Raw genomic sequence first — 25,264 nt, 5'->3', positions numbered from 1 at the left:
GCAAGCACCCCATAATAAGAAAAAAGTTTTTATAAGGAATACCCCGATGAGCGATACCGTAACTGATAGTATGGTTGATGGCATGACCTTGACCGATAATGCTGCCAAAAAAGTGCGTAGCCTACGTGATTCAGAAGGCAATAACGACTTGATGCTACGCGTATATGTGACGGGTGGTGGCTGTTCGGGTTTTTCGTATGGTTTTAATTTTGAAGAGAACTTGGGCGATGATGATGCTACCTTTAGCAACGATGACGTAGCATTGGTCGTTGATAGTTTGAGCTACCAATATTTACATGGCTCAACCATTGATTATGTGGAAGGCTTGGAAGGCTCGCGTTTTACCGTCAACAATCCAAACGCCACCACGACTTGTGGTTGTGGTTCGTCATTTTCTATCTAGCTTTACTGGCTAATTTTACTGTGGTTTTTTACCTAGTTTATTTGAATGATTAAAAGGCTTTAGCTTAAATATAGTAAGTAACTGTTAAGTTTAGCCTTTTAATTTGCGTTTATCCTGTATTTGTTACCTTTGAACAAAATCATCTACATTTTTTTAGCGTTTATCAGATTTTATTTGTGTTGTCAGCCTTTATCCATAATAATGGTGTGATCTACAGCGTAATAACACCTAAGTGTTATCATCAAGTACCCTAATATAGGTTGACATTAATTTATTCTTGTTAATTACTTAACGTTAAATGTGTTAATGATTTAAGTTTGTTAGCTAAGCAATGATAATTAAGCAATCTTTATTATTAATTTAATAATACCAAGGAGCTTATCATGGCTAAATTATCTTTAGACTCACTCAATAACATCGATGGTTTTATTGCAGCTGCATTGGTTGACAGCGAATCAGGTCTAGCCCTTGCCACAACGGGTAATGGTATCGACCTTGAAGTTGCAGCAGCGGGAAACACTGAAGTAGTACGTGCAAAACGTAAAGCTTCTAAAGCTTTAAACCTTAATGATAATATCGAAGACATCCTAATCACATTAAGTAAACAATATCACTTAATCCGTCCGCTAGTCCGTAACGAAAACCTATTCTTGTACCTAGTACTTGATCGTCAAAAATCAAACTTAGCCATGGCGCGTCATGAATTAAAAGGGTTTGAGACTGAATTAGATTTCTCTTAATGCCTTTTTCATTAAAAGTGACAGATGTCAGGTAAAAATTACCAGTTAATCGAGTAATACGATAGTTTTTATCATACCCACGGTATTATTACTGTGGGTTTTTTACGTTTGGCGAATATCGCAATTGGTAATTTCGTCATCACGATATTTTGATAGTGTTTGCCTAAATTTGGTGGCATAATTTCACACAATTAAAAATACTATTAGGATAACTATGACTCAAGCGCCTCAAACTTGTACTCCTTTGCAGCTACCTACTTGGCTGACCGCTGAAAACATTCATGGCATGCTTCGGGGTATTGAAAAAGAAGGCTTACGTATGAGCCCTGAGGGATATATTGCCACTACCCCACACCCTGCCAAGCTCGGCTCAAAACTCACTCACCCTTTTATTACTACTGACTATGCCGAAAGCTTGTTAGAGCTAATTACTGAGCCAAAACCCACGGTGAAAGAAGCGCTTGATATGCTGCGTGATTTGCATATTGTGGTACAAAATGCTTTGACCGATGATGAGCTGTTTTGGTCGATGTCGATGCCTTGTATGATTTCGGGCGATGAAGATATTTTGCTGGCCGACTATGGCACCTCAAACTCAGGTAGACTAAAAACCTTATATCGTCACGGTCTAGGCATCCGCTATGGTCGCCGTATGCAGACCATTGCAGGATTGCATTATAATTTATCATTTGGTGATAATTTATTCACCGCTTGGCAACAGCAGTTAGGTGATACCCAGCCATTAACTGAATTTAAAAATGAAAAATACTTGGGTTTGATTCGTAACTTCAAACGTCTAAGTGGTATGGTACTGTACTTGGTTGGTGCAAGTCCTGCCGTGTGCGCGTGTTTTTTAAAGGGTCGCGAGCATCCGCTACAGCCAATAAACGCATCAACTTACTATTTACCCAACGCTACCTCTCTGCGTATGAGCAAACTGGGTTACCAAAATAGCGTACAAGATGATTTAGACATCCGCTACAACAGTCTCGATGAATATGTCGCAGGTTTGCGTAATGCCATCCACACGCCGCATGCTAATTTTACCGCGTTGGGACTCGATGATGACAATGGCTATCCCATTCAAATCAATGACCATATTTTACAGATTGAAAACGAGTACTACAGCCCGATTCGACCCAAACAAATCACCCAACCTGGTGAAAACCCCAGTGATGCCTTGGCCAAGCGCGGTATCGCTTATGTGGAACTCCGAGCGATTGACTTAGATCCGTATAGCGAAATCGGTATCAGCCTAAATACCGCCTGTTTTATGGAAATTTTGGCATTGTACTGTCTATTGCTAGATAGTCCTGACTTATTGCCCAATGAAGATGCCCTACTTGCTCAAAACCAAGAAAAAATTGTCAATCAAGGGCGCGAGCCAAACTTAATGATTGATACAATGGCCGGGCAAGTCGCATTTAAAGACTGGCTAGTACAGCATTTGCTAGATATGCGTAAGCTATCAGAACTCATGGATGTCACCTATGGTAGCAATGATTACCGCAACGCGTGGCAATCAATGATGGCAAAAGCGCAAAATCCCGACAATACCCTATCAGCGCAAGTGTTAGCCGATACCAAACGCTTTGATAGTAGCTGGCAGTTTGGTAAGTCACTGGCGCAAATGCATGCCAATCGCTTAAGACATCAAGGATTGGTCCCTGAGCAAATGACTTACTTTGAGCAGCTTGCCAAAGATTCTGTGCGTGAGCAAGCCGATATTGAGCAGAATGACACACAAGATTTTTATGCATATGTAGGTCAATTTCGCTAATTAGTAGGTGCTAGTTATCAGGTGCCAGTTAGCAGGTATCGTTGGACTGATTATGTTGTAGGGTTAAATTTCTAAAATTCTAAGCGCTATGGTTTGGCTTATTCTTTTTCACTAAATTGTTTGATGGTTTTTTTATGCGTGATGCTTCATTGACCCACAGCTTGTTAAGTTATCGGGGACTGGCAGGACTATTGACGTTAGCCAGCATTATTGGCATGAGTTTCGCCTATTTTTATTTGCAAGGGGTGGTAAAATTAGACCCGTGTCCGCTGTGTATCTTTCAGCGAGTGGGTTTGATTGTGATGGGGATTTTTGCATTCATCGCCTTTTTGCTCAATCCAAAACAAGTTTGGGCAAAGATTTTGTTGATGTCTGGCGCGCTGCTCGGCATTTTGTGGTCAATTGCTGTGGCGATTCGCCATGTCTGGATTCAACATCTGCCACCTGACCAAGTCCCCTCTTGTGGTCCTGGGTTAGACTATTGGATGGATACCTTACCGATTGCCCAAGTGTTGAAAGAAGTGTTTAAAGGTTCTGGCGAGTGCGCGGTGATTGACTGGACGTTTTTAGGCTTTAGTATCCCAGAATTATCCTTGGGGTTTTTTAGCATTTTATTGGTAATGATTATTTTGGCGATACGTCAAAGCAATACTCGATAACGCTATCGATCGTGGGTTAAACCCATAAAAAAGGCGATAATTAATCGCCTTTTTTTATGAGCTTTTTTAGTCGCTTTATTCCCACTCAATAGTCGCTGGTGGCTTACTTGAGATATCGTAGGTCACACGTGATACTTCTTTGATTTCATTCATGATGCGATTAGACACGGTTTCAATCAAATCATACGGTAAATGGGCAAAACGTGCTGTCATAAAGTCGATGGTTTCAACCGCTCGTAACGCAATCACCCACGCATAGCGGCGACCATCACCGACCACGCCCACTGATTTTACCGGTTGGAACACGGCAAACGCTTGTGCGGTTTTATCATACCAACCAGATTTTTCCAATTCTTGCATAAAGATGGCATCGGCTTTACGCAAAATATCGGCATATTCTTTTTTCACTTCACCCAAGATACGCACGCCTAGACCTGGACCTGGGAAAGGATGACGATAAATCATTTTTTCAGGTAGACCTAATGTCACGCCGAGCTTACGCACTTCATCTTTAAACAAATCACGTAAGGGTTCAATGAGTTTGAACTGCAAATCGTCTGGCAAGCCACCAACATTGTGGTGCGACTTGATCACATGCGCTTTGCCTTGGTGACTTTTTGCCGATTCAATGACATCGGGATAAATGGTCCCTTGTGCCAAGAATTGAATGCCTTTGCCCTCAGCCGACAGTTCACGTGCGGTATCTGCAAACACATCGATAAAGGTTTTGCCAATGATTTTACGTTTGGCTTCTGGATCGCTAACACCGGCTAATGCGGTCAAAAAGCGTTCTTCAGCATCCACGCGAATGACTTTAACGCCCATGTTTTCAGCAAAGATTTGCATCACTTGGTCACCTTCATGGAGCCGTAACAAACCATTATCAACAAACACACAGGTTAGCTGCTCGCCAATCGCTTTGTGAAGTAGTGCGGCTACCACCGAGCTATCAACGCCGCCCGAAAGTCCCAACAATACTTGCTCATCGCCAATTTGTTCTTTTAATTGCGCCACACGCATTTCAATGATGTTATCTGGTGTCCAGGCATTGGCACAGCCACAGATTTGATGTACAAATCGGCTAATCAATGCTTCACCTTGCAGCGTATGGGTCACTTCTGGATGAAACTGCACCCCATAATAATGTTTGCTTTCATTTGCCATCGCAGCAATTGGGCAGCTTGGGGTTCTGGCAGTCACTTCAAAGCCTGCAGGTAACTCAACGACTTTATCGCCATGACTCATCCAAACGTGTAATTTGTTGGGCTCATCTTCAATGCCTTTAAAGAAGCTATCTTGAGCGGTTTTTTCAATGATAGCAGCGCCAAACTCTTGGTGACTACTGGCTTCAATTTTGCCACCAAACCGATCTGCCATCGCCTGCATACCATAGCAAATGCCTAATACAGGCACATTGATATCAAATACGGCGTCATTAATTTTTGGGCTATTTTCTGCATACACGCTCTCTGGACCGCCCGATAAAATAACCCCTTTTGCACCAAAGTCGTGAATGCGCTGTGCGTCGATATCGTATGGGTAGATTTCACAAAATACCCCTGCTTCACGCACGCGGCGCGCAATTAGTTGACTGTACTGTGAACCATAATCCAATACCAAGATACGGTCTTGTTTGATTGAGTTGTTGGATGTTGACATACAAGCCTCTTTAAATTTAGGTAAATAGCTTAACTGAACCGATGCTAAAAGGTTTCAAAAATTCATGGGTATTGTACCAATTAACGGCTTTATTTGCTGATTTTTATAGGGTGAAGAATAGCTATATGAATGTTTTAAGTAAAAATTTTTCTTAAAAAATTTCTATGATAAACGGTCATTAATTGCGTTTTTTTTGTATCCCTTTCACCAATTGATTATCTTTGTTACACAAACCTCATCTAAGAGGCTTTAGGTTTACCAAACTCTACGAAAAAATTGCTCATACTGCTACAGAGTAGACGCAAAAATTTATTATTATGAAACAGTAATAACCGGAAACGGTTTTACGAAAAATTGATTTTAATTGATTTTAATTTAACGTCACGTTTAATCGTTTTTCGACAATAAAAATAACAGCCGTATTAAAAATTTTTTCTAAATACTAGTATGGCTTGGATAAAAAAACTTCAAATGAGGATACAATCATGGTAGATAATATTAATAATTCAGACTTAAACCGCGACCCTATCACTGGTGAACCAGGCTCACATCCAATCGGTACTGCAGTAGGCGGTATGGGTGGTGCAGCTGCGGGTGCAGCTATTGGTGCTATTGGTGGTCCATTAGGTATGTTAATCGGGGGCGCAATTGGTGCTATCGCGGGTGGTGCTGCAGGTCACGCTGCAGGTGAAGCGATTGACCCAACTATTGAAGATACTTATTGGAACGATACCTATTCACAAACAACCTACTATAAAGATGGTTATGATTATACCACTGACTATCAACCAGCTTATGCCGTCGGTTATGCCAATCGTGCAAAATACCCAGCCGGTACAACGTTTGACAGTGTTGAATCAGACCTTGAACGTAGCTGGCATGAAGTAAAAGGTAATTCGCGTCTTGCATGGGAAGATGCCAAAGAAGCCATTCGTGATGGTTGGGATAGAACAGACGCGCGCATTTCTGGTCAGGAATATTCACCACGTCTTCGTACGGTGGATGGCTATGCAGAAGGTGAAGAAAAAGGCCATCCTGTTGCTACTGGTACAGGTGCATTAGGTGGTGCCGCAGCAGGTGCAGCCGTTGGTTCAGTAGCCGGTCCTGTTGGTACCTTAGTGGGTGGCGCTATCGGCGCGGTAGCAGGTAGCGCGGCAGGTCATGAAGTCGGTGAAGCAGTCAATCCTACCACCGCTGAAGATGCTTACGAAAAACCTCACCCAGTTGCCAGTGGTTCTGGGGCACTAGGTGGCGCCGCAGCCGGTGCAGCCGTTGGTTCAGTAGCGGGTCCTGTCGGTACCTTAGTGGGTGGCGCGATTGGCGCTGTAGCTGGGGGGGCAGCAGGTCATGAAGTCGGTGAAGCAGTCAATCCAACTGAAGCAGGTGAACAGCGTAAAGAAGCTAACCCTGTTGCCAGTGGTACAGGTATGGCAGCCGGTGCCGCTACAGGCGCAGCGATTGGTGCGGTAGGTGGTCCCGTAGGTTCAGTGGTGGGTGGTGCAATTGGTGCCGTAGCAGGTGCAGCCACAGGTAATGCCGTAGCAAATACGCTTGAAGGTAATACGGAAGAAGATACCTACTGGCGCAATAACTACAATACCACGACTTACTATAGCCAAGGCTATGATTACGATACCGACTATCGCTCAGCGTATGATTATGGTTACCGTGCCCGTCATCATTTTAATACCGCTAATGAGTTTGAAAGTGTTGAAAATGACTTACGCAATGATTGGGAACAATTCAAAGGTAGTTCTCGTTTGACTTGGGACCAAGCTCGCCTAGCAGCCCGTGATGCATGGTATCGTATTGAGCGTTAATCCATGGATTAAGCTTAACAATAAAAAAAGACTTTCATTGATTTGAAAGTCTTTTTTTATTTAACAAATTAAATTCAAAGCCAAAAAAGCCAGTTTATTAAATTACCATTTTGATGCCAATACCGATTAACACTAACCCACCAAAAATTTCAGCCTTACTCTCAAGCCACGTGCCAGATTGCTTGCCCATAAATACGCCGATAAAGCTAAAAATACCTGTTACCACGGCAATTACCGCACAGGATACATAAGGGTTGACTGGGATTAAATTTAAGGTAAATCCCGCTGCCATTGCATCAATACTGGTTGCAATCGCTAAAGTAGTCATGGTTTTATGCGTAATGACAACATTGGGATCATTGGCGATATCTAAAGCAATATTGTGCGGTGTGGAGTCTTGTGATGTGGCATCTTTATCATCACCAGCTAAGGCTTCATACAGCATTTTTCCACCAAGCCCCACCAAAATAATGCACGCGATCCAAGGCGCCCAATTTGCGATAAATCCTAAGATTGAACGTCCACCGAGATAACCAATCAAAGGCATCAAACCTTGAAAGACGCCAAAATATACGCCTGCCATAACCGCAATTTTGGTCGTATCTTGGCGGTGTTTGGCACCGAGTCCAATCGCTACAGCAAAGGCATCCATCGATAAGGCTATCGCTAGCAGTAATAAGGCAATCATGTGATATCTCTTCTAAAAATTCAAGCTGAAATAAAACCACCTTATTACAACATAAGGTGGTTTCCATTGTATTAAAACACGACCCTAAAATTGGGTTAAATATCCAAGTTGGTCACTGTTAACGCATTCTCCTCAATAAAGGCACGACGCGGTTCTACATCATCCCCCATCAGACACGAGAACAAATGATCAGCAGCAATCGCATCTTCAATGGTGACTTTTAGCATATGGCGATTTTCTGGATCCATCGTGGTTTCCCATAATTGATCAGCGTTCATCTCGCCCAACCCTTTATAACGCTGAATCGCTAAACCACGGCGCGCATCACTCATGATAAATTGCCATAGATAACCCATGTCTTTGATCGGCAGTTTTTTATCACCTTTAGCGATATAAGCGGTATCTGACAACATGTCTTTCCACTGGCTGGTCAAGCGATGCAAACGGCTATACTCACCTGAACCAATAAATGCGGTATCTAACAAGTATGCGTGTGGCAACTGATGGATAAAAATCGTCACGCGCGGTAGATAATAGGTTTTTTGATGATCGCCTTCTTGTTTGCTAAAGGACTCTAATTCAATTTGTGGGTCTAATCCGTCTGCCGTCACTGCTAAATTCTGCGCTAACGCTTCTACCCAATTTCGCATTTGCGCTTCATCTTCAATCATCGGTATGCTAAGCTTGCTGGTGATTGCCAACGCATCCAATACGGCGCTTGGATATTTGATTTGCAAACGGTTTTTGATGGTCTGAGTTTGGTTATAATCATTGAGCAAGGTTTCTAGCGCTTGCCCTGTGACCGCAGGCGTACCTTCACTCAAATGCAACTGGGTATCGTCAATGGTTGACGACAACAAATAGGCCTTTAACGCTTCATCATCTTTAACATACAATTCTTGGCGGCCTTTTTTCACTTTATACAGGGGTGGCTGCGCAATATAAATATGACCACGTTCTAATAGCTCTGGGGTTTGACGGAAAAAGAACGTCAGGAGCAAGGTGCGAATATGTGAACCATCCACGTCCGCATCGGTCATGATGATAATTTTGTGATAGCGTAATTTATCAGGATTGTACTCATCAGGCCCGATGCCTGTACCCAATGCGGTAATCAAGGTACCCACTTCTTGCGACGATAGCATCTTATCAAAACGCGCACGTTCTACGTTTAGAATTTTACCTTTCAGTGGTAAAATCGCCTGCATCTTACGGTTACGCCCTTGTTTGGCAGAACCCCCTGCCGAGTCCCCTTCCACAATGTACAGCTCTGACATCGCAGGGTCTTTTTCTTGGCAATCAGCAAGTTTGCCTGGCAGACCTGCGATATCCAGGGTGGTTTTACGGCGAGTCATTTCACGAGCTTTACGCGCAGCTTCTCGCGCACGGGCGGCATCGATGATTTTACCAGCAATCCCTTTGGCAGCATTGGGATTTTCAAGCAAGTAAGCGCTAAACTTATCGTGCATGGCTGATTCAACCGCTGGTTTAACTTCACTCGATACCAGTTTGTCTTTGGTTTGGCTTGAGAATTTTGGGTCAGGTACTTTGACAGAAATAATCGCGGTTAGACCTTCACGCGCATCGTCACCTGTTACCGCAACTTTTTCTTTTTTCATCAAGTTTTCGCTATCCATATAGCTATTTAGGCAGCGCGTTAATGCCGAACGAAAACCAGAAAGATGGGTACCGCCATCTTTTTGCGGGATATTGTTGGTGAAGCATAATACTTTTTCGTTGTAGCTATCTGTCCATTGCAATGCCACTTCGACACTGATACCATCATTTTCTTCACTGGTAAAATGAAACACCTCATTTAGCCCAGTTTTGCCCGCATTGATGTAATGAACGAATTCAGATAGACCGCCAACATGTTCAAACTCATGGCGTTTGTCATCGCGCTCATCCGTCAATACGATGCGTACACCCGAGTTTAAAAACGACAATTCGCGTAAGCGCTTGGCGAGAATTTCAAAATCAAAAATCGTGCCTGTAAAAATATCATCGCTTGGATAAAAGCGCACTTGTGTGCCTGTTTGATGGGTGGCTTCAAGCTGCTCGATAGGCGCTACAGGCTCACCATCAGCATACGTTTGGCTATAGTGGTAGCCATCACGCCAGATATCGAGCACCAGTTTTTTTGATAACGCATTAACCACTGACACACCAACACCGTGCAAACCACCTGAGACTTTATAACTGTTGTCGTCAAATTTACCGCCCGCATGCAGTACTGTCATGATAACCTGCGCGGCTGACACCCCTTCTTCTGGGTGAATATCGACAGGAATACCGCGTCCATTGTCTTTGACGCTGACCGATTCATCTTCGTGGATGATGATGTCAATTTGATCACAGTGACCCGCCAAGGCTTCATCAATGGCGTTATCCACCACTTCAAACACCATATGATGCAAACCTGTGCCATCGTCGGTATCGCCAATGTACATACCAGGGCGTACACGCACGGCTTCTAAGCCACGAAGTACGCGGATACTGTCAGAACCATAGGCTTTACTTTCTTGTTGACTTGATTGGGTAGTAAGGGGTTGTGTCTGATCGGCTACATTCGCAGATGTATCAGTCATGATGACTCCATAAGTTTTGCATGGCAAAAACGTCAGAACATACTCGATTTTATGGTCAAAATCGTTGATTTTTTTCTTAGTTTTTTGGCGAAAAATAAAGGGTTTATTGTAGCAAATTTTAGGGGAAAAGTCACTGAATATCCCTGCTTATGAGAGGTAAAATAGTGATTTAGCTCAGCTAAAAAGAGAGAGTTTAAGTTACATCAGTTTGAAAAAATACTTAATCATCTAACGTTAGTCACCTAAAAATATTATTGGTTTTTATAGGTCATTTTGAATAGGTTGTGTTTCAAGCGGTAATTGTCTAACGCTTCCCTGTTCCACGTGAAACAGTTTTATATTATCGTGCCAAATCTTCTGAATATTCTCGACGATATCTTGGGTGAGACTAGTGATAAACAGCTGCGAATTCACTTGTTTTAAGCCAGTTAATAACAGCATAAGCGCGTCATTGTCCAATTCTGCTGTGATATCGTCTACCAATACCAAAGGTACTTTATCGACCTGATTGAGTAACGGCAACTGCGATAAGCGAAGCGCCATGACCAATAATTTTTTTTCACCCCGTGACAGCATATCGGTGGCAAGCAATGTTTGCTTGTGTTTATGCCCTGCTGCATCAGTATGCACTAAATCTAGCACGACATTGATATCAGCCCGATGACATCCCATACGTGTATAGCCAAGCTCAATGTCAGACGCTAAACGATTGGCTAAGGTCGTTGCTAAGCCAGCTTCAGTATCAAACCCCGGTGTATAACGCAATCGTAATTTTTCAGCATAATGGGGTAAAAATTTTTGCACTTGCGCCAAAAAATGGGGCTGCCATTGTTCAATGATGTCGGCCCTTGCTTGGTGAATTTTTTCCGCATGTTGACTGAGCTGGTAATCCCAAGCGGATAGCTCTTGCTGTTGCAGGCTAGTCAATGAGGCATTACCAAAATTTTGCTTTAATAAGCTATTGCGCTGTTTTAATAGACGCTGATAAGACAGCCAATTGGAATGAAACGATGGTTCCACGTGAAACCCTAACCAATCTAACATTTCACGCCTTGCTTGACTACCGTCTTCTAGTTGGGCAAGGCTCACAGGCTCGAGTAATAGTGTGGGTAGCAGCTGCGCAAGTGGGCTTTGGGTGACAAGCGACTGCCCATTGAGTCGCAATTGCGTGGTAGCGTCTTGGGATTTGGCAATAGCGACTGTTTGATCATCATTGAGCCTAGCAAAAACCGTCGTATCGCTAAAACCATGCTCAATATAATGCCTCGATTGATGATGGCGAAAACTTTTGCCGCGCGATAATAAATAGATGCTTTCTAACAGCGATGTTTTTCCGCTGCCATTTTGACCCAAGAACACATTACAACTGGTAGGTTGTAATTCTATCTTGTGAAGATTGCGAAAATGATGAATAGCTAATTCAATAATTTGCATGATTTATCTACTTAACTACTCATCACTGGATTGAAAAAAATATGCCCGCTGACTAAATACGCATTGGCATAACCACAAACTCGTGTTTGCTGTCGTTGACTTGTTGAACCAATACCGAAGCATTGGCTTGGCTCATATTAAAGTCAATTTCGCCTTGCAGTACATTCAGCACATCTAGCAAATAAGCCACGTTGAATGATATCTCTAATGGCTCACCTTGATACTTAACCTCAAGCTGCTCGCTGGCTTCATCTTGCTCAGCATTGCTAGCACGTACCATCAAATTGTTATCACCTGAAAAATCAAAAATCACGCCACGCGATTTTTCGTTACTCAAAATAGCCACGCGGCGAAGCACATTCGCCAGCTGCTCTTGGCTGATACGGGCAAGTTTGTTGGTTGACGACGGCATGACGCGGCGATAATCGGGAAACTTACCATCAATCAGGCGTGCGGTAAAAGCCACCATGATGGCATTTTTTAGCTGTCCTGTACTATCGACTTCACCAAAGGGTAGTAAGACTTGTAAAAATTCACGGCCGACATTGAGGGTGATTTTATTATCTTGATTCGGTAGCATGCGTTTAAGCTCTGCTAACAAACGTTGTAATTCAAGTACAGCTTTTCTTGGTAAAATTGCATCAAGTGCCACGCTCTCATCACACTCGATCACCGTACGTGCCAATGCCAAGCGGTGGCCATCGGTTGATACCGTCGCCAATTGCCGCTCTTTGACTTCAAACAGCATACCGGTGAGATAATAACGCACGTCTTGCACTGCCATCGCAAAATGCGTTTTATCGAGCAAATCGACTAGGTCTTCACGGCCCAATTGGATAGGCGTGACTTGCTCGGGCTCACCCAATAGGGGAAAGTCTTGGGCAGGCAAAGTGCTGAGTTTAAAACGACTACTACCGCAGACAATTAAACACTGATTGTCGTTAGCGACAGTGATAGAGACCGGTAAACCGTCGGGCAATAATTTTACGATATCTTTGAATTTGTTGGCAGGAACGGTGATTTCACCTGGTTGTTTGCACGCCGATGCTGGCAAATTAAGGGTGGCTTGTAATTCAAGCTCCAAATCTGACGCTACCATCACCAATTGAGAGTCGGTTAACGCCAATTTCATATTTCCCAAAATCACCATGTTATGGCGTTTGTCAGCGGCTTTTGAAATTAAATTAATCGCTTGTAGTAACAAATCGCGAGAGATTACTAATTGCATGGCACCGCCTCAAATCAAAATGAATGGTTTAACAAATGGAAAAATTACAATCTATTATACGGGGTAATTAACTAAAAATCTTTTTAATCGAGTTAACAAAATACTAGGTCTGTAACATTAATTTTAATGAGCGATAATCCTTATCAAACATCAGATCGCTGACACAAAGTTCTTGAACTTTCTCACAGGCGTGCATCACCGTGGTATGGTCGCGACCGCCAAATGATTGACCAATTTCTGTAAAGCTGTTGTTGGTTAGTTCACGTGCTAAACTCATAGCCACTTGCCGCGGACGAGCGATATGACGTAAACGCTTTTTACCCATTAAGTCTTTGACTGAGATATCATAAAACTCAGCAACAACTTTACGAATATTATCCATGCTGACCGCTTGTACACGCATGGCAATCAAATCTTTTAACGCCATTTGTACCAGCTCTAGATGGATAGGCTGATTAAGCAGACGAGAAATAGCTAGAACTTTGTTCAGCGCCCCTTCCAATTCTCGCACATTGGCGATGATATGCTGAGCGATAAAAATAGCGCACTCTTTTGGCAAAATCACCTCTTGCGCCTTGGATTTTTTTTGCAAAATTTGAATACGGGTTTCTAGCTCTGGCGGCTCTAACGCCACGGCCACCCCCCAAGCTAGACGTGACTTTAAACGCTCGTCAAAATCAGTCAGTGCACTCGGGTGTTTATCGGATGCCAAAATCACCTGTTTATTTTTGCTCATAAAGTCATTGAGCAATAGCAAAAACTGCTCGCTACTTTTTTGCTTGCCGGCAATCACATGAATATCATCAATAATCAACAAATCGGCTTTTTTAATTTTATCTTTGAACTCATCGATTTTTTGTGTTCTTAATGAATGCACCAGCTGGTTGACAAACTTATCGGAAGTAAAGTAATAAAAACTTTTGCCTTGCTTTAAAATCTCATGGGCAATTGCTTGCATCAAATGGGTTTTTCCCAAACCTGTCGCGCCATAAATAAACAGCGGATTATTTTTTGATTGACCCAAATTGTTGGCAGTCTCTCGGCAAATACTATAAGCGATTTGATTGGATTTTGCGGTTACAAATTGGTCAAACGTAAAATGCGGATCGATATACTGAAAAGAGCGTTGCTGCTCATTTTTTACCAGCGTCACTTTTTGCTCACCAAGCCCTTGTGTGCTAATAGCGTCAGTGATTGCGTTACCCTTATCAATTTGAATTTGCACCTGAATCGGTAAGGTTGGCTCAAGCTGTTGTAAAATCGTTTGAATTTGACTTAAATGATTTTTTTCAACATAACTGGCAAAGTACTGGTTAGGTACATTGACAACCATCGTGTTATTATGCATCGAGGCGGATAATGGGCGAATCCACATGGTAAAAATATTATCAGGTACTTGATATTTTAATTCGTCAACGCACTTAAGCCATAATGCATCAGCCATAACTTTGCTTTCCTAATCCAAGCATCTTCAAAATTGGTGTAATGTATCATAAAACAGCGATTTTACAAATAAAATTATTGTGGATAACAATGTGGATATAATTGTTGATAAGTAAAAACAGGAAATTACTAACAAGCTATCAACGGTTTATATACATACTTATCAACATGGCAAATATTTGTTTTTTTATGATTTTTAGTTAAATATCCACAGAAATAGACCTGCTTAATAATAATAAATAATACTTATTGAATATATAATAATAAAATAATTTTTTGTGGATAACTTTTGTTGAATGGTATTTGTTATACAAAAATGTTATTTTAAATAAATAAAATAATTGATTGTGTCTGGGATTTAAAGAAAGAAATTAACCAATAATCTTAGTTATCCTTGACCTATTGGTTAAAATTAAGGATAATACTAGATTAACTGTTTTGAAATTTTGTATTTTAACCGCTATCGGTTAAATATCATGTAAATTTAGCCAAGGTGAATCGCATGAAACGCACTTTCCAACCAAGCGTAATCAAACGTAAACGTACTCACGGTTTCCGTGCTCGTATGGCTACTAAGAATGGCCGTCAAGTTTTAGCTCGTCGTCGCGCTAAAGGCCGTCATCGTTTAACGGTGTAATGTCTGTTTCTTAACTTGATTTAATGATAATGTTGACATTAAAACAGGTTATAGTAAAAAGCGATATACTTCTTATATCGCTTTTTTTATTGTTATACCCGAAGTCCGTTCGTAACCTACGCTTAGCGTACTCCTCTACTCTATTATTTCAGCCTGTTTTTACCCTATCCATCAAATCTTGATAGCTTTTAATGGTGCTTTGGTATTGATTTGGACTTATCCTCATGACTGCAGACAAACCTTTTAAATTTGATAAATCACAGCGGCTGCTAACGCCCAAAGATTTTAAAGCGATGTCGGGTCGTCATACCAAAACTGGTGAAGATCAGTCACAGCATGTTGTCGTTTTTAAAATTCATCAACCTAATCTGTTGTTATTCGTCAAAGTGGTTTTAGCTGATAGCCAAAGACAAGCTGCAGTAAATCGGTTGGGTCTTGCGATTACTAAAAAGAAAGTCAAACGTGCCCATGAAAGAAATCGTATTAAGCGATTAACGCGAGAGTATTTTCGGTTGCATCAGCACCAGCTAAATGCTCAAGTTGATATTTTATTAACTATCAAGCAGTTTTCCGATGATATGCAAAATCAAGCAATTGTCCAGCAATTAGCGATGGGCTTTAACTTAATCAATGATAAGATTGGAAAGTTGAAGCGGAATTAATTTTAGCGGCAGTTCGTAATATCTTTACTCCAATGAAGGTAATAAAAAATCTGGGTTTAATCCATGGATAAATTATTAGCAAAATTTTTGCTGTTGATGATTATATTTTATCAGCGTTTGATTAGTCCCTGGTTGGCACCTCGTTGCCGCTTTTATCCAACGTGTTCTAGTTATGGTCTAGAGGCGATAAGATTACATGGCGGGTATCGAGGGGGATTATTAACAGCCAAGCGTATCGCACGTTGTCATCCTTGGGGTGGGCATGGCATTGATTTTGTCCCTAAGCCGTTATATCGCTACCACTATCATTATATTGACACATTGCCGTCTTACTTTTTGGTATATGCTTATCACTATCATTAATTTATTGGGTTGATGAAATTATAAAAACTTGTTGCGAGTCTTAAATAGCGTAATTGAGTCAACTATTTATGGAATATCTTTTTTAACTTTTTTTTAGTAGAATGTCTTCTATTTTTTAATTGTTTTTCCTTTATTAGCAACTAGTGATTTCAAGCAATATCATTAGATAGGATAGCTATATATGCAAAAAATTTTACGGACATTGATTATTATCGCAATGTTAATTACGGGTTATTTGCTGATTCTGGCATGGCGGGATGATTATACCAATGTAAATAAACCCGTGGCGATAACCCCAACAACCACAGCGGTCAGTAGCAATGATGTGCCAGTGGCGGGGACTTCAAGTACGCCAACGGGCGATGTTCCAACCGCAACAGCAACCACACCAACCGCCGCTCCCACTACCCAGAAAACGGGCGCACAGCTCATTAGCGTGATGACGGATAAATACGATATTCGTATTAATCCAGTCGGTGGCGATGTGGTGTACGCCGCGCTTCGAGAGCAGACTCAAACATTAGATAGCAAACAGCCATTTGTACTCCTTGAAGAAGATAGTAATCGCGTATATGTGGCTCAGTCAGGGTTGATTGGCGCCAATGGTATTGATAATAGCAATGGTCGTGCGACTTTTACCGCACCTAGTAACCAATTTGTCATGCAGCCCAATCAAGCCGAATTGGTCGTTCCTTTAACTTATCAAAAAGATGGTGTAACTATCATCAAATCGTATAAGTTTACCAAAGGTCAATATCCTATCAACGTTAGCTATAACATCACCAATAACGGCACGCAGCCTTGGCAAGGACAAATGTATGCGCAGTTAAAACGTGATAATAGCGAAGATCCAGGTAAAGGTGACAAAGGCGCAATTAGCCTATCGACTTACCTAGGTGGCGCATGGGGCACACCAGATCAGCCTTACAACAAACTCAAGTTTGGTAATTTCAATGATGGGTTAAAAGCCAGCAGTGATAAAGGCTGGATTGGTATGGTACAGCATTATTTTGTCACCGCTTGGATGCCAAAGGATTACACAGCAAATTTTTATAGCCGTGAAGCTGGCAAAGATCACATCATCGGGTTTACTAGTAACCCTGTGTCAGTTGCTCCCAACAAGCAAGTGACATTAACGTCTGCCTTGTATGCCGGTCCAAAAATTCAAACCAACCTAAAACCTTTGGCAGAGGGGTTAGATAAAACTGTTGATTACGGTATCTTATGGCCGATTTCAAAAGTCCTATTTTGGATTTTGGATAATGTACATAAAGTCTTGGGTAACTGGGGTTGGTCAATTATTGCACTCACTTTATTGGTAAAAATCGCGTTAATGCCTATCGCCAATAAAAGCTATCACTCGATGGCAAAAATGCGCGCAGTGGCACCACGATTACAAGCCCTAAAAGAAGAATATGGTGATGACCGTATGCGTATGTCACAAGAGATGATGCGCATCTACAAAGAAGAAAAAGTTAACCCAATGGCAGGTTGTTTACCTGTATTGCTGCAAATGCCGATTTTCTTGGCGTTGTATTGGGTACTGGTCGAATCGGTCCAATTACGCCATGCCCCTTGGATTGGTTGGATTCGTGACTTATCATCCATGGATCCATTGTTTATCTTGCCACTCATTATGGGCGCGGCGATGTTTTTCCAGCAGATGCTAAACCCACAGCCGCAAGATCCTATGCAAGCCCGTGTGATGAAATTTATGCCGATTATTTTCACCGTGTTTATGCTATTCTTCCCAGCGGGTCTAGTGCTGTATTGGACGGTCAACAACTTGTTTAGTATGGCGCAGCAATACTTTATCAATAAAAAAGTTGAGCGTGAGCAAGCAGCAAAAGAGGCAGCACGTAACGTGGTGTAAATCCATCAATCAGTAAGTTATCCACCCTTTAAACCGTTGTTTAAAGGGTTTTTTATTGGCAAAAAATAATCATGTTGTAATCAGTGAGTGGATGTTAAAATATCAGTATTAAGTCAATGCTGACTACCCGAAATGTTAGATTGTAAAAAATTATGTTAAATAACTCTCAGACAGCGCTTACTTCAACCATTGCCGCCATTGCAACTCCAATGGGTCGTGGCGGGGTTGGTGTGATACGCCTATCAGGTTCAAACAGTTACCAAATTGCCTTGGCATTGACAGGTCGTCAAGCTTTCAAACCGCGATTTGCCCATTTTTGCCGATTTTATGATAGTGATAATACGGTGATTGATGAGGGATTGGTGTTATATTTCCCTGCCCCCCATTCTTTTACAGGTGAAGATGTGATTGAGTTGCAAGGTCACGGTGGTATGATTTTGCAGCAGCAACTTTTGACCCGTGTATTTGAATTGGGTGCAAATCAAGCGGTAGCCGGCGAGTTTTCGGCGCGGGCTTTTGATAATGATAAGCTTGATTTGGTACAAGCAGAAGCGATTGCTGATGCCATTGATGCCACCAGTGTGGCTGCCGCAAAAAGTGCCATGCGCTCGTTGACTGGTGAGTTTTCACAAAAAATTAATGCGCTGCTTGAGCAGTTAATTCAGCTACGGCTGTATGTTGAAGCCGCTATTGATTTCCCCGATGAAGAAGGGGTTGATTTTTTGGCAGATGAGCATATCGCCAAGCAATTACGCCAAGTTTGTGAGCAATTAAACAATGTGTTAGCCACTGCCAAACAAGGGCAGCTGCTGCGAGATGGTGTCTCAGTTGTGATTGCAGGGCGACCCAATGCGGGAAAATCTAGCTTGCTCAATCGCTTAGCAGGGCAAGAGCGTGCCATTGTGACCGATATTGCCGGGACAACCCGTGATATCCTACAAGAAACCATTGTGTTAAATGGTCTAACGCTGAATTTGACCGATACCGCTGGGCTACGTCACACCGATGATATTGTGGAACAGGCGGGCATTGAGCGAGCACGACAAGCCATCACCCAAGCTGATTTACTGCTTATGGTGTATGATGCGCACCGTGAGCATGAGCCGTTACGATTGGCGACGGAATTATTTGGTAGCTTACCCAATGCCAATTCGATATTAATGATTGCCAACAAAATTGATTTATCCGACAATCACCAAAATTTGCCCAAGCAATTTTCATCACAAGAGCAGATTTATCACCCCGTCTATGTGTCTTGTAAATATGGTACAGGGCTTGAAGAATTGGTCAATCAAATCTGTGATAAAGTCGGTTTTCACCCCCCTGAAAATAGCTTAATTGCACGAACCCGCCATCTTGATGCGCTGCGCCGTACCCAAATGGCGCTGCAAGAAGCCGATGAACAACTGCATTTGTTTCATGCGGGTGAATTGGTGGCGGAAAGCCTACGCCAAGCACAGATTAGCCTCAACGAAATCACCGGTGAATTTACCGCCGATGATTTATTGGGTAAGATTTTTGGCAGTTTTTGTATTGGCAAATAAATTAAAAGCTTTAAACTTAGCTAGGAAATCGCATGCACTGTCCATTTTGTAATGCTGAAGATACCAAAGTCATTGATTCAAGACTCGCGGCAGAAGGTGCGCAAGTACGACGTCGTCGTCAGTGTGCCGCGTGCCAAGAGCGATTTACCACCTTTGAAATTATCGAAGCGGTCATGCCTCGTATCATCAAATCCAATGGTCGTATTGAGCCGTATGATGGGCAAAAACTGCGTCGCTCAGTGCAGCTACCATTACAAAAACGTCCAATATCGACTGACAACATTGAAGCTATGATTAGCCGGATTGAAAAGCAGCTCAGACAGCTCGGGGAGCGTGAGGTGCCAAGTAAAATTTTAGGTGAAATCGTCATGAAAGAGCTGAGCCAAATTGACGATGTCGCCTACGTTCGATTTGCTAGCGTCTATCGTGATTTTCAAGATATTGAAGCGTTTAAACACATGGTGTCAAACCTCACCACGGACACCAACAAACAAGAAATCAATCAACGTATCGAAGATTTGACTCACCCACACAAGCTCAAACATCTACAATCCTAAGTTTTATTATGACGGCAAATTTATCATCCGCTGAGCGCTATCAGCACCAATACTACATGTCACGCGCCATTGAGCTGGCTAAAAAAGGACGTTTCACCACCCGTCCCAATCCTAGTGTGGGCTGTGTCATTGTCAAAGATAATCAAATTATTGGCGAAGGTTTTCACTATCAAGCAGGACAACCCCACGCCGAAGTGTTTGCCCTTCGCCAAGCGTATGAGCGTTATGCCAAGCATTTGCAAGGGGCAATAGCGTATGTCACGCTTGAACCTTGTAGCCATCATGGACGTACCCCGCCCTGTGCTGATGCGCTAATCCAAGCGGGTATTAGCCGTGTGGTGATTGCTGTTGTCGATCCTAATCCTAAAGTTGATGGTGGTGGTATTGCCAAACTGCAGCAGGCAGGTATCGAAGTCATTACCGGTATTTGTGAGCAAGCGGCTTATCAATTAAATGAAGGCTTTTTTAAGGTCATGCGTGGCGGCTTGCCTTTTGTGCGCTTAAAGATAGCGACAAGTCTGGATGGACGCACCGCGATGGCAAATGGTGAGTCAAAATGGATAACCAGCGACCAATCACGCGAGGATGTACAGCGTTTACGAGCGCAAGCAGGGGCGATTATCACGGGTAGCGAAACCATCCTGCAAGACCATCCTGCGCTAAATATCCGTAGTCAGCAATTAGGGGCAAATTTAGACGATATACCACAGCCGCTATTGGTAGTGCTTGACCGTCGTCAACGCATCCAAATGACGGATGCATGGTATCAAAGCCAAATCACCCATCGTCCCGTCTTGCTTATCCAAGATTCAACTATGAGTTTAACCACACTACTCAACACTTTAAAAGACAATTACCAAATTAACGATGTGCTAGTTGAAGCAGGTGCAACGGTCGCTGCTAGTTTCTTACAACAAGGTCTGGTAGATGAATTAGTCGTGTATCAAGCGCCATGCATTTTGGGTAGCAGTGCTAAGCCCATGATTAACTTTACGGCACAGCATATGCACCAACAAATGGTCGCTTCACTCGTTTCACATGAAACAATTGGCAGTGATATCAAACTAATATATCGCTTTGATAAGTAAATCCACACAATCGGTTAGGTAAATCTTGCTAAAAAAATTGGTTAAACTGTTATATTGTTTGCTTTTTAAAACTTATCCACATCGTTAGCTAAATTTAATGAAAGCGTTAAAAGTAGATTTTCTTTGTGGATAAGTGTTTCACATGAAACAGTCATTAAAGCTATATTTTACTGCACTACTAGACTATAAGCGGTGTTTCACATGAAACATAGCACAAAACACCCGTAATCTATCACAATTATGACCAGTGGATAAGTAGATAAATAAGGTCATAAGTAGTCTGTGAGGTTAAATTATCCACCAAAAGCTAGCTCTATCATTTTAATTTTTTGAACGCTTGATGCCCAATTTAAATTACAGCTGATTTTTGATTATAATTTAACTATTCTAAATAATATTTTATGTTTGTGATAGTTGTAAAAGTACATTAAAATGCATTGATATCATAAATAAATAGGATAAACAATGTTCACAGGTATTATTGAAGCGACTGGAAAAATTGTTGCCATTACGCCGACGCAAGGTGATGTGCGCTTAAAAATTCAATCTGACTATTTAGACTTTGCTGATGTCAAATTGGGTGACTCGATAGCAAGTAATGGGATTTGTCTCACTGTTGTAGAGCAAGGTAAAGACTGGTACGCCGTTGATGTTTCACGTGAAACACTCAATAAAACAGCGATGCAACAATGGCAAGTTGGCGATGTAGTAAACCTTGAAAAAGCCATGTTGCCTACCACACGATTTGGCGGGCACATTGTCACCGGTCATGTTGATACCACGGGTACGGTTAAACTGATAAAAAATGATTCGCGCTCGATTTACATAGAGATTGAGATTCCAAGCGAGTTTACCAAATATGTCGCTACCAAGGGTTCTGTAACGGTCGATGGTATTAGCCTGACCAGTAATTTGGTAGAAGGTAATGTGATTAGTTTAAATATCATCCCGCATACAGCGCAGGTCACCAATATAGGCAGGCATTGGAAAGTGGCAACAAAAGTCAACATCGAGGTGGATGTGGTAGCCAGATATTTAGAAAAACTTCTTGTGTCAACACCAGACAACATGTCAAATTCTAATCATGAAGGCATTACCTTAAGCTTTCTACAACAAAATGGGTTTAGCAAATAGAGCGCAACTGCTTTATAATGATGGACAAAGAACCACCAACCAATTTACTTTTAAAACTCGACCTTAATAACGTTTTACTTCAAACAAAAAAAGACCAAGTTAACCTGGTCTTTTTTATTGTCTCAGACCATGTAATGATTGATGGCTTCGATGAGTTTTTGCTTGTTGATAGGTTTGGTCAAAAAACTGTCCATCCCCGCTTCTAAACAGATATTTCTATCATCATCAGAATCGTTGGCGGTTAAGGCAACAATCGGCACACTATCTTTATTGAGGCGAATAATACGCGTCGCTTCAATACCATCTAGAATTGGCATGCGACAGTCCATCAACACAAGGCCGATTTGCTGACGATTTTCACTGAGTAACTTAACTACTTGCTCGCCATCGGATGCTACAAGATAGCGATAACCCAAGGCTTCCAAATGCTTTTTGGCAATTTTTTGATTAACCGGGTTGTCTTCTGCTATCAATATCAATTTTTGGCTAGAAGGATGCGCATCGTTTGGGCTCTCAAGATTGGTGTGGCCCTCATCAACCACTTGAATTGGTCCATCCAATAACAGATTAGGGTTATTAACGGGGGGCGTTGCGGATACTACGTTAACGCTAGAATTAGAGGGATTGGGGTACTGCTGCAAAAATTGCTTAAAGGCCAGTTGTACGGGCAGATGGGTATTGGTTTTTTCTTTTTTGATTTTTAACTCATATAGATGATTCACCTCAGCAATCAACAGGCTTAAAGACGCAGGTTTTTGCAAATACCCATCAAATTGTAATTGCAGCTCGGGTGACAGAGTTTTAGGTGATTCAATACTTAAAATAATTTTAATCGCATCATTATAAAAATGAATATTATTTAATAAATGGTTGTTGGCTTTGAGTGCTGCATCATCAATCACAAAGACAGGAACCAAGCCTTGCAAATTAAGGTTATTAATCGTATTGATAACGGTTTCATCAATAGTTGTGAAGATATGGTGCGATAATTCCACATAACTTAAAACTTTATTTGCTCGCTCAAAGATAGAAAATGGCGAGATAAGAATGAGTGTTACCCTTAAATTCCTGGTTTTATGTTGGTAAACAGGTTGCAGACTAAACTTTGGAATCGGTAAAAATAGTTGGAATTCACTGCCTTGACCAAATTGACTTTCTAAATGAATAAAGCCACCCAATAAATGTGAAAAACTATTGGAAATAGCTAAACCAAGTCCTGTACCGCCAAACTGCCGACTAATGGAATCATTGGCTTGTTCAAAGTAGGAAAATAATTTTTGTTGGTCTTTTTCGCTAATACCTAAACCGGTATCTTTTACCGTTATTTTTAACCAATCTTTGCTGACAGTCGTATTTTGGCTGGTTTTAGCCGCGATTAATGGGTGACGGCTATCGGTTTTATCAACCGTGATAGCCACGTAGCCCTCTTTGGTAAATTTTACCGCATTGGTCAATAAGTTTAAAATAATTTGCCGTAATTTGCCTTCATCACAATCAATAAAACGTGGGGTAAAGGGGTCCACAAAAATATACAGACTAATTTTTTGACGTCGGGCATTACCAACCATCAGTCCAGTGGTTTGGCGTAGTAACTGCAAGAGATCAATAGACGTGACATTGGTTTGTAGCCTGCCTGCGTCTAATTTGGCCACATCAAGCATATCATTGAGCAGTTGAATCATAGTATAGCTAGATTGTTGTAGCGTGGCGATGGTTTCTTGTTGCTCGCTATTAAACTGTGCTTTATCTTCAGCAAGTAGATCTATCATGCCGACTAGACCACTGAGTGGAGTACGCAATTCATGCCCCACTACCGCCCACATTTTATTAAAATTGGTTAGTTTATCAGTAGTAAATTTATCCTCGACCCACGCTTTTTGCAGCTTATCGTGATAATCGGTGGTATCTTGTAAGCCACAGCTATAACCTTGTAGTTGACCGAAACGGTTATAATACGGGGTAATGCGTAAATCAAAATACAGATTTCGCTGTAGATTGGTCACGGGTAAGGTCGCATAAGTCTGAATATTCTCGAGCGAATTTAGTAACTGCTGCGTGGTTTTATTGGCACCGGTGATAAAGTCACTGAGAATATACATCGACCCCGGTTGAAACGGGGTATAAAACACTTGTGAAAATTTATGATTAAAGTAAACAATCCGACCATTTCTGCTCATGATAAATAGCAAAATTGGTGAAGTATCAATCAAAATATTTTGTCGATAGGTTAACTCGCGAATCTTATCATAATATTGCCCCATCTTATAAGCATGGCGATTAAACAGCTGAGATAAATAGCGTAATTCAGGGTGGTCACGAAACTCATGAAGCTTGGCAGGCTGATAACCTTGACTAATTTGCAATTGCAAATTTTGGGCATTATCGAGAAATTTATCCCAAACATCATAAACTTTTCGCAGCTGAATCATCATATATAAAAATAGGCAAAACCCCAATAGCAGCGGCAGCAAATAGATAGGGTTGGCAAAATTACGCCAAAGTGGCAAATATTGTACTTTAACGTATAAGCGGTAACCCTCTGCCAGATTCTGCCAAACTTCAAAGCCATGAATATCATAAAACATTTTATTGCTTTGTTTGTTAGATAGCGTCCAATTGGGTAAGGGGACAGAAAAATCGTCATGGTTGTTTTTGACAACGGTAGTAGCACCCGTCGGCTCAACGATAATCAACTGATAATTTTTAATCACCGTATGGTGATCTAAAGTGACTTGGCTCCAATCGTGCTCACCGTGGGTAATTTTATGATTGAGTTTATCAACCAGTTCAATGAGGTAGCTTTTACCAAGCTGCTGTTGCTGATGCAACGCATAAAGCCAAAGCAGTCCATAACCTGTCACTATTAGTATCAGCTCGATAGCCACTAAGGTTATGATGAGTCGCCGAGCTGCTGGGCGATTGTAGAGAGAAAACTGGTTTGACACAGCGTGATATACCCAATAG

19 protein-coding genes and 2 pseudogenes are annotated in these 25,264 nt (G+C 41.8%); 14 read left to right on the top strand and 7 right to left on the bottom strand.

The window, feature by feature from the left end; translation table 11 throughout:
- Positions 1-70 precede the first annotated feature (70 nt).
- From erpA to RTN07_RS07350, 4 genes are all read left to right on the top strand, one after another.
- A complete protein-coding gene (gene erpA, locus RTN07_RS07365; protein WP_050326059.1) occupies positions 71-403 on the top strand; it encodes an iron-sulfur cluster insertion protein ErpA in 333 nt (110 codons plus the stop codon).
- 383 nt (positions 404-786) lie between these two features.
- Positions 787-1,143, top strand: a complete 357-nt coding sequence (locus RTN07_RS07360) for a roadblock/LC7 domain-containing protein (protein ID WP_050326054.1) — start codon at positions 787-789, stop codon at positions 1,141-1,143.
- A 214-nt stretch (positions 1,144-1,357) separates the two neighbouring features.
- On the top strand, positions 1,358-2,923 hold the full coding sequence (gene gshA, locus RTN07_RS07355) for a glutamate--cysteine ligase (protein WP_312177011.1): 1,566 nt from the start codon (positions 1,358-1,360) through the stop codon (positions 2,921-2,923).
- 134 nt (positions 2,924-3,057) lie between these two features.
- A complete protein-coding gene (locus RTN07_RS07350) occupies positions 3,058-3,582 on the top strand; it encodes a disulfide bond formation protein B (protein ID WP_282842228.1) in 525 nt (174 codons plus the stop codon).
- Between the two features lie 75 nt (positions 3,583-3,657).
- On the opposite strand, the gene guaA is transcribed toward RTN07_RS07350, so the two are convergent.
- The gene (gene guaA / locus RTN07_RS07345; RefSeq protein WP_312177009.1) at positions 3,658-5,241 is read right to left on the bottom strand and encodes a glutamine-hydrolyzing GMP synthase; all 1,584 of its coding nucleotides are present in this window, start codon (positions 5,239-5,241) and stop codon (positions 3,658-3,660) included.
- Between the two features lie 485 nt (positions 5,242-5,726).
- Between guaA and RTN07_RS10980 the strand changes: the two are divergent.
- Positions 5,727-6,191 (top strand): annotated as a pseudogene (locus RTN07_RS10980) (hypothetical protein); the annotation flags it as partial.
- 66 nt (positions 6,192-6,257) lie between these two features.
- Positions 6,258-6,620: pseudogene (locus tag RTN07_RS10975) on the top strand (glycine zipper domain-containing protein); the annotation flags it as partial.
- Positions 6,621-7,158: 538 nt separating this feature from the next.
- On the opposite strand, the gene RTN07_RS07330 reads toward RTN07_RS10975, so the two are convergent.
- The 5 genes from RTN07_RS07330 to dnaA form a co-directional block, all read right to left on the bottom strand.
- Entirely contained in the window at positions 7,159-7,749 is a 591-nt protein-coding gene (locus tag RTN07_RS07330; protein WP_076776928.1) for a manganese efflux pump MntP, read from the bottom strand.
- 95 nt (positions 7,750-7,844) lie between these two features.
- On the bottom strand, positions 7,845-10,337 hold the full coding sequence (gene gyrB, locus RTN07_RS07325; protein WP_312177006.1) for a DNA topoisomerase (ATP-hydrolyzing) subunit B: 2,493 nt from the start codon (positions 10,335-10,337) through the stop codon (positions 7,845-7,847).
- A gap of 261 nt (positions 10,338-10,598) precedes the next feature.
- Positions 10,599-11,771 carry a DNA replication/repair protein RecF gene (gene recF, locus RTN07_RS07320; protein WP_312177004.1) on the bottom strand — a complete coding sequence of 391 codons (1,173 nt, stop codon included), beginning with the start codon at positions 11,769-11,771 and terminating at the stop codon, positions 10,599-10,601.
- A 52-nt stretch (positions 11,772-11,823) separates the two neighbouring features.
- Positions 11,824-12,999 carry a DNA polymerase III subunit beta gene (gene dnaN / locus RTN07_RS07315; protein ID WP_312177002.1) on the bottom strand — a complete coding sequence of 392 codons (1,176 nt, stop codon included), beginning with the start codon at positions 12,997-12,999 and terminating at the stop codon, positions 11,824-11,826.
- Between the two features lie 103 nt (positions 13,000-13,102).
- Positions 13,103-14,443, bottom strand: coding sequence for a chromosomal replication initiator protein DnaA (dnaA, locus tag RTN07_RS07310; RefSeq protein WP_312176999.1), 1,341 nt, complete (start codon positions 14,441-14,443; stop codon positions 13,103-13,105).
- 501 nt (positions 14,444-14,944) lie between these two features.
- Between dnaA and rpmH the strand changes: the two genes are divergently transcribed.
- The 8 genes from rpmH to RTN07_RS07270 all read left to right on the top strand — a co-directional run bounded on the left by rpmH (position 14,945) and on the right by RTN07_RS07270 (position 22,300).
- Positions 14,945-15,079, top strand: a complete 135-nt coding sequence (rpmH, locus tag RTN07_RS07305; protein WP_050326012.1) for a 50S ribosomal protein L34 — start codon at positions 14,945-14,947, stop codon at positions 15,077-15,079.
- A gap of 224 nt (positions 15,080-15,303) precedes the next feature.
- Complete coding sequence (rnpA, locus tag RTN07_RS07300) at positions 15,304-15,741, top strand: ribonuclease P protein component (RefSeq protein WP_060994940.1); 438 nt, start codon at positions 15,304-15,306, stop codon at positions 15,739-15,741.
- A gap of 63 nt (positions 15,742-15,804) precedes the next feature.
- Complete coding sequence (gene yidD, locus RTN07_RS07295; RefSeq protein WP_312176996.1) at positions 15,805-16,104, top strand: membrane protein insertion efficiency factor YidD; 300 nt, start codon at positions 15,805-15,807, stop codon at positions 16,102-16,104.
- Between the two features lie 181 nt (positions 16,105-16,285).
- A complete protein-coding gene (gene yidC / locus RTN07_RS07290) occupies positions 16,286-17,977 on the top strand; it encodes a membrane protein insertase YidC (protein WP_312176994.1) in 1,692 nt (563 codons plus the stop codon).
- A 152-nt stretch (positions 17,978-18,129) separates the two neighbouring features.
- The gene (mnmE, locus tag RTN07_RS07285; RefSeq protein WP_312116074.1) at positions 18,130-19,521 is read left to right on the top strand and encodes a tRNA uridine-5-carboxymethylaminomethyl(34) synthesis GTPase MnmE; all 1,392 of its coding nucleotides are present in this window, start codon (positions 18,130-18,132) and stop codon (positions 19,519-19,521) included.
- Between the two features lie 32 nt (positions 19,522-19,553).
- Entirely contained in the window at positions 19,554-20,078 is a 525-nt protein-coding gene (gene nrdR / locus RTN07_RS07280; protein WP_007116619.1) for a transcriptional regulator NrdR, read from the top strand.
- Positions 20,079-20,086: 8 nt separating this feature from the next.
- Entirely contained in the window at positions 20,087-21,166 is a 1,080-nt protein-coding gene (ribD, locus tag RTN07_RS07275) for a bifunctional diaminohydroxyphosphoribosylaminopyrimidine deaminase/5-amino-6-(5-phosphoribosylamino)uracil reductase RibD (protein WP_312176993.1), read from the top strand.
- Positions 21,167-21,631: 465 nt separating this feature from the next.
- Entirely contained in the window at positions 21,632-22,300 is a 669-nt protein-coding gene (locus RTN07_RS07270; protein WP_065253941.1) for a riboflavin synthase, read from the top strand.
- A 122-nt stretch (positions 22,301-22,422) separates the two neighbouring features.
- Here the strand turns inward: RTN07_RS07270 and RTN07_RS07265 are convergent, their stop codons facing one another.
- On the bottom strand, positions 22,423-25,245 hold the full coding sequence (locus RTN07_RS07265) for a PAS domain-containing hybrid sensor histidine kinase/response regulator (RefSeq protein WP_312176991.1): 2,823 nt from the start codon (positions 25,243-25,245) through the stop codon (positions 22,423-22,425).
- Positions 25,246-25,264: the final 19 nt, after the last annotated feature.

Origin of the sequence: Moraxella sp. CTOTU46934 (assembly GCF_031979465.1) — a bacterium.
In the GTDB taxonomy this organism is placed as follows: domain Bacteria; phylum Pseudomonadota; class Gammaproteobacteria; order Pseudomonadales; family Moraxellaceae; genus Faucicola; species Faucicola tetraodonis.
This window is presented reverse-complemented; position numbering and strand designations above follow the sequence as displayed.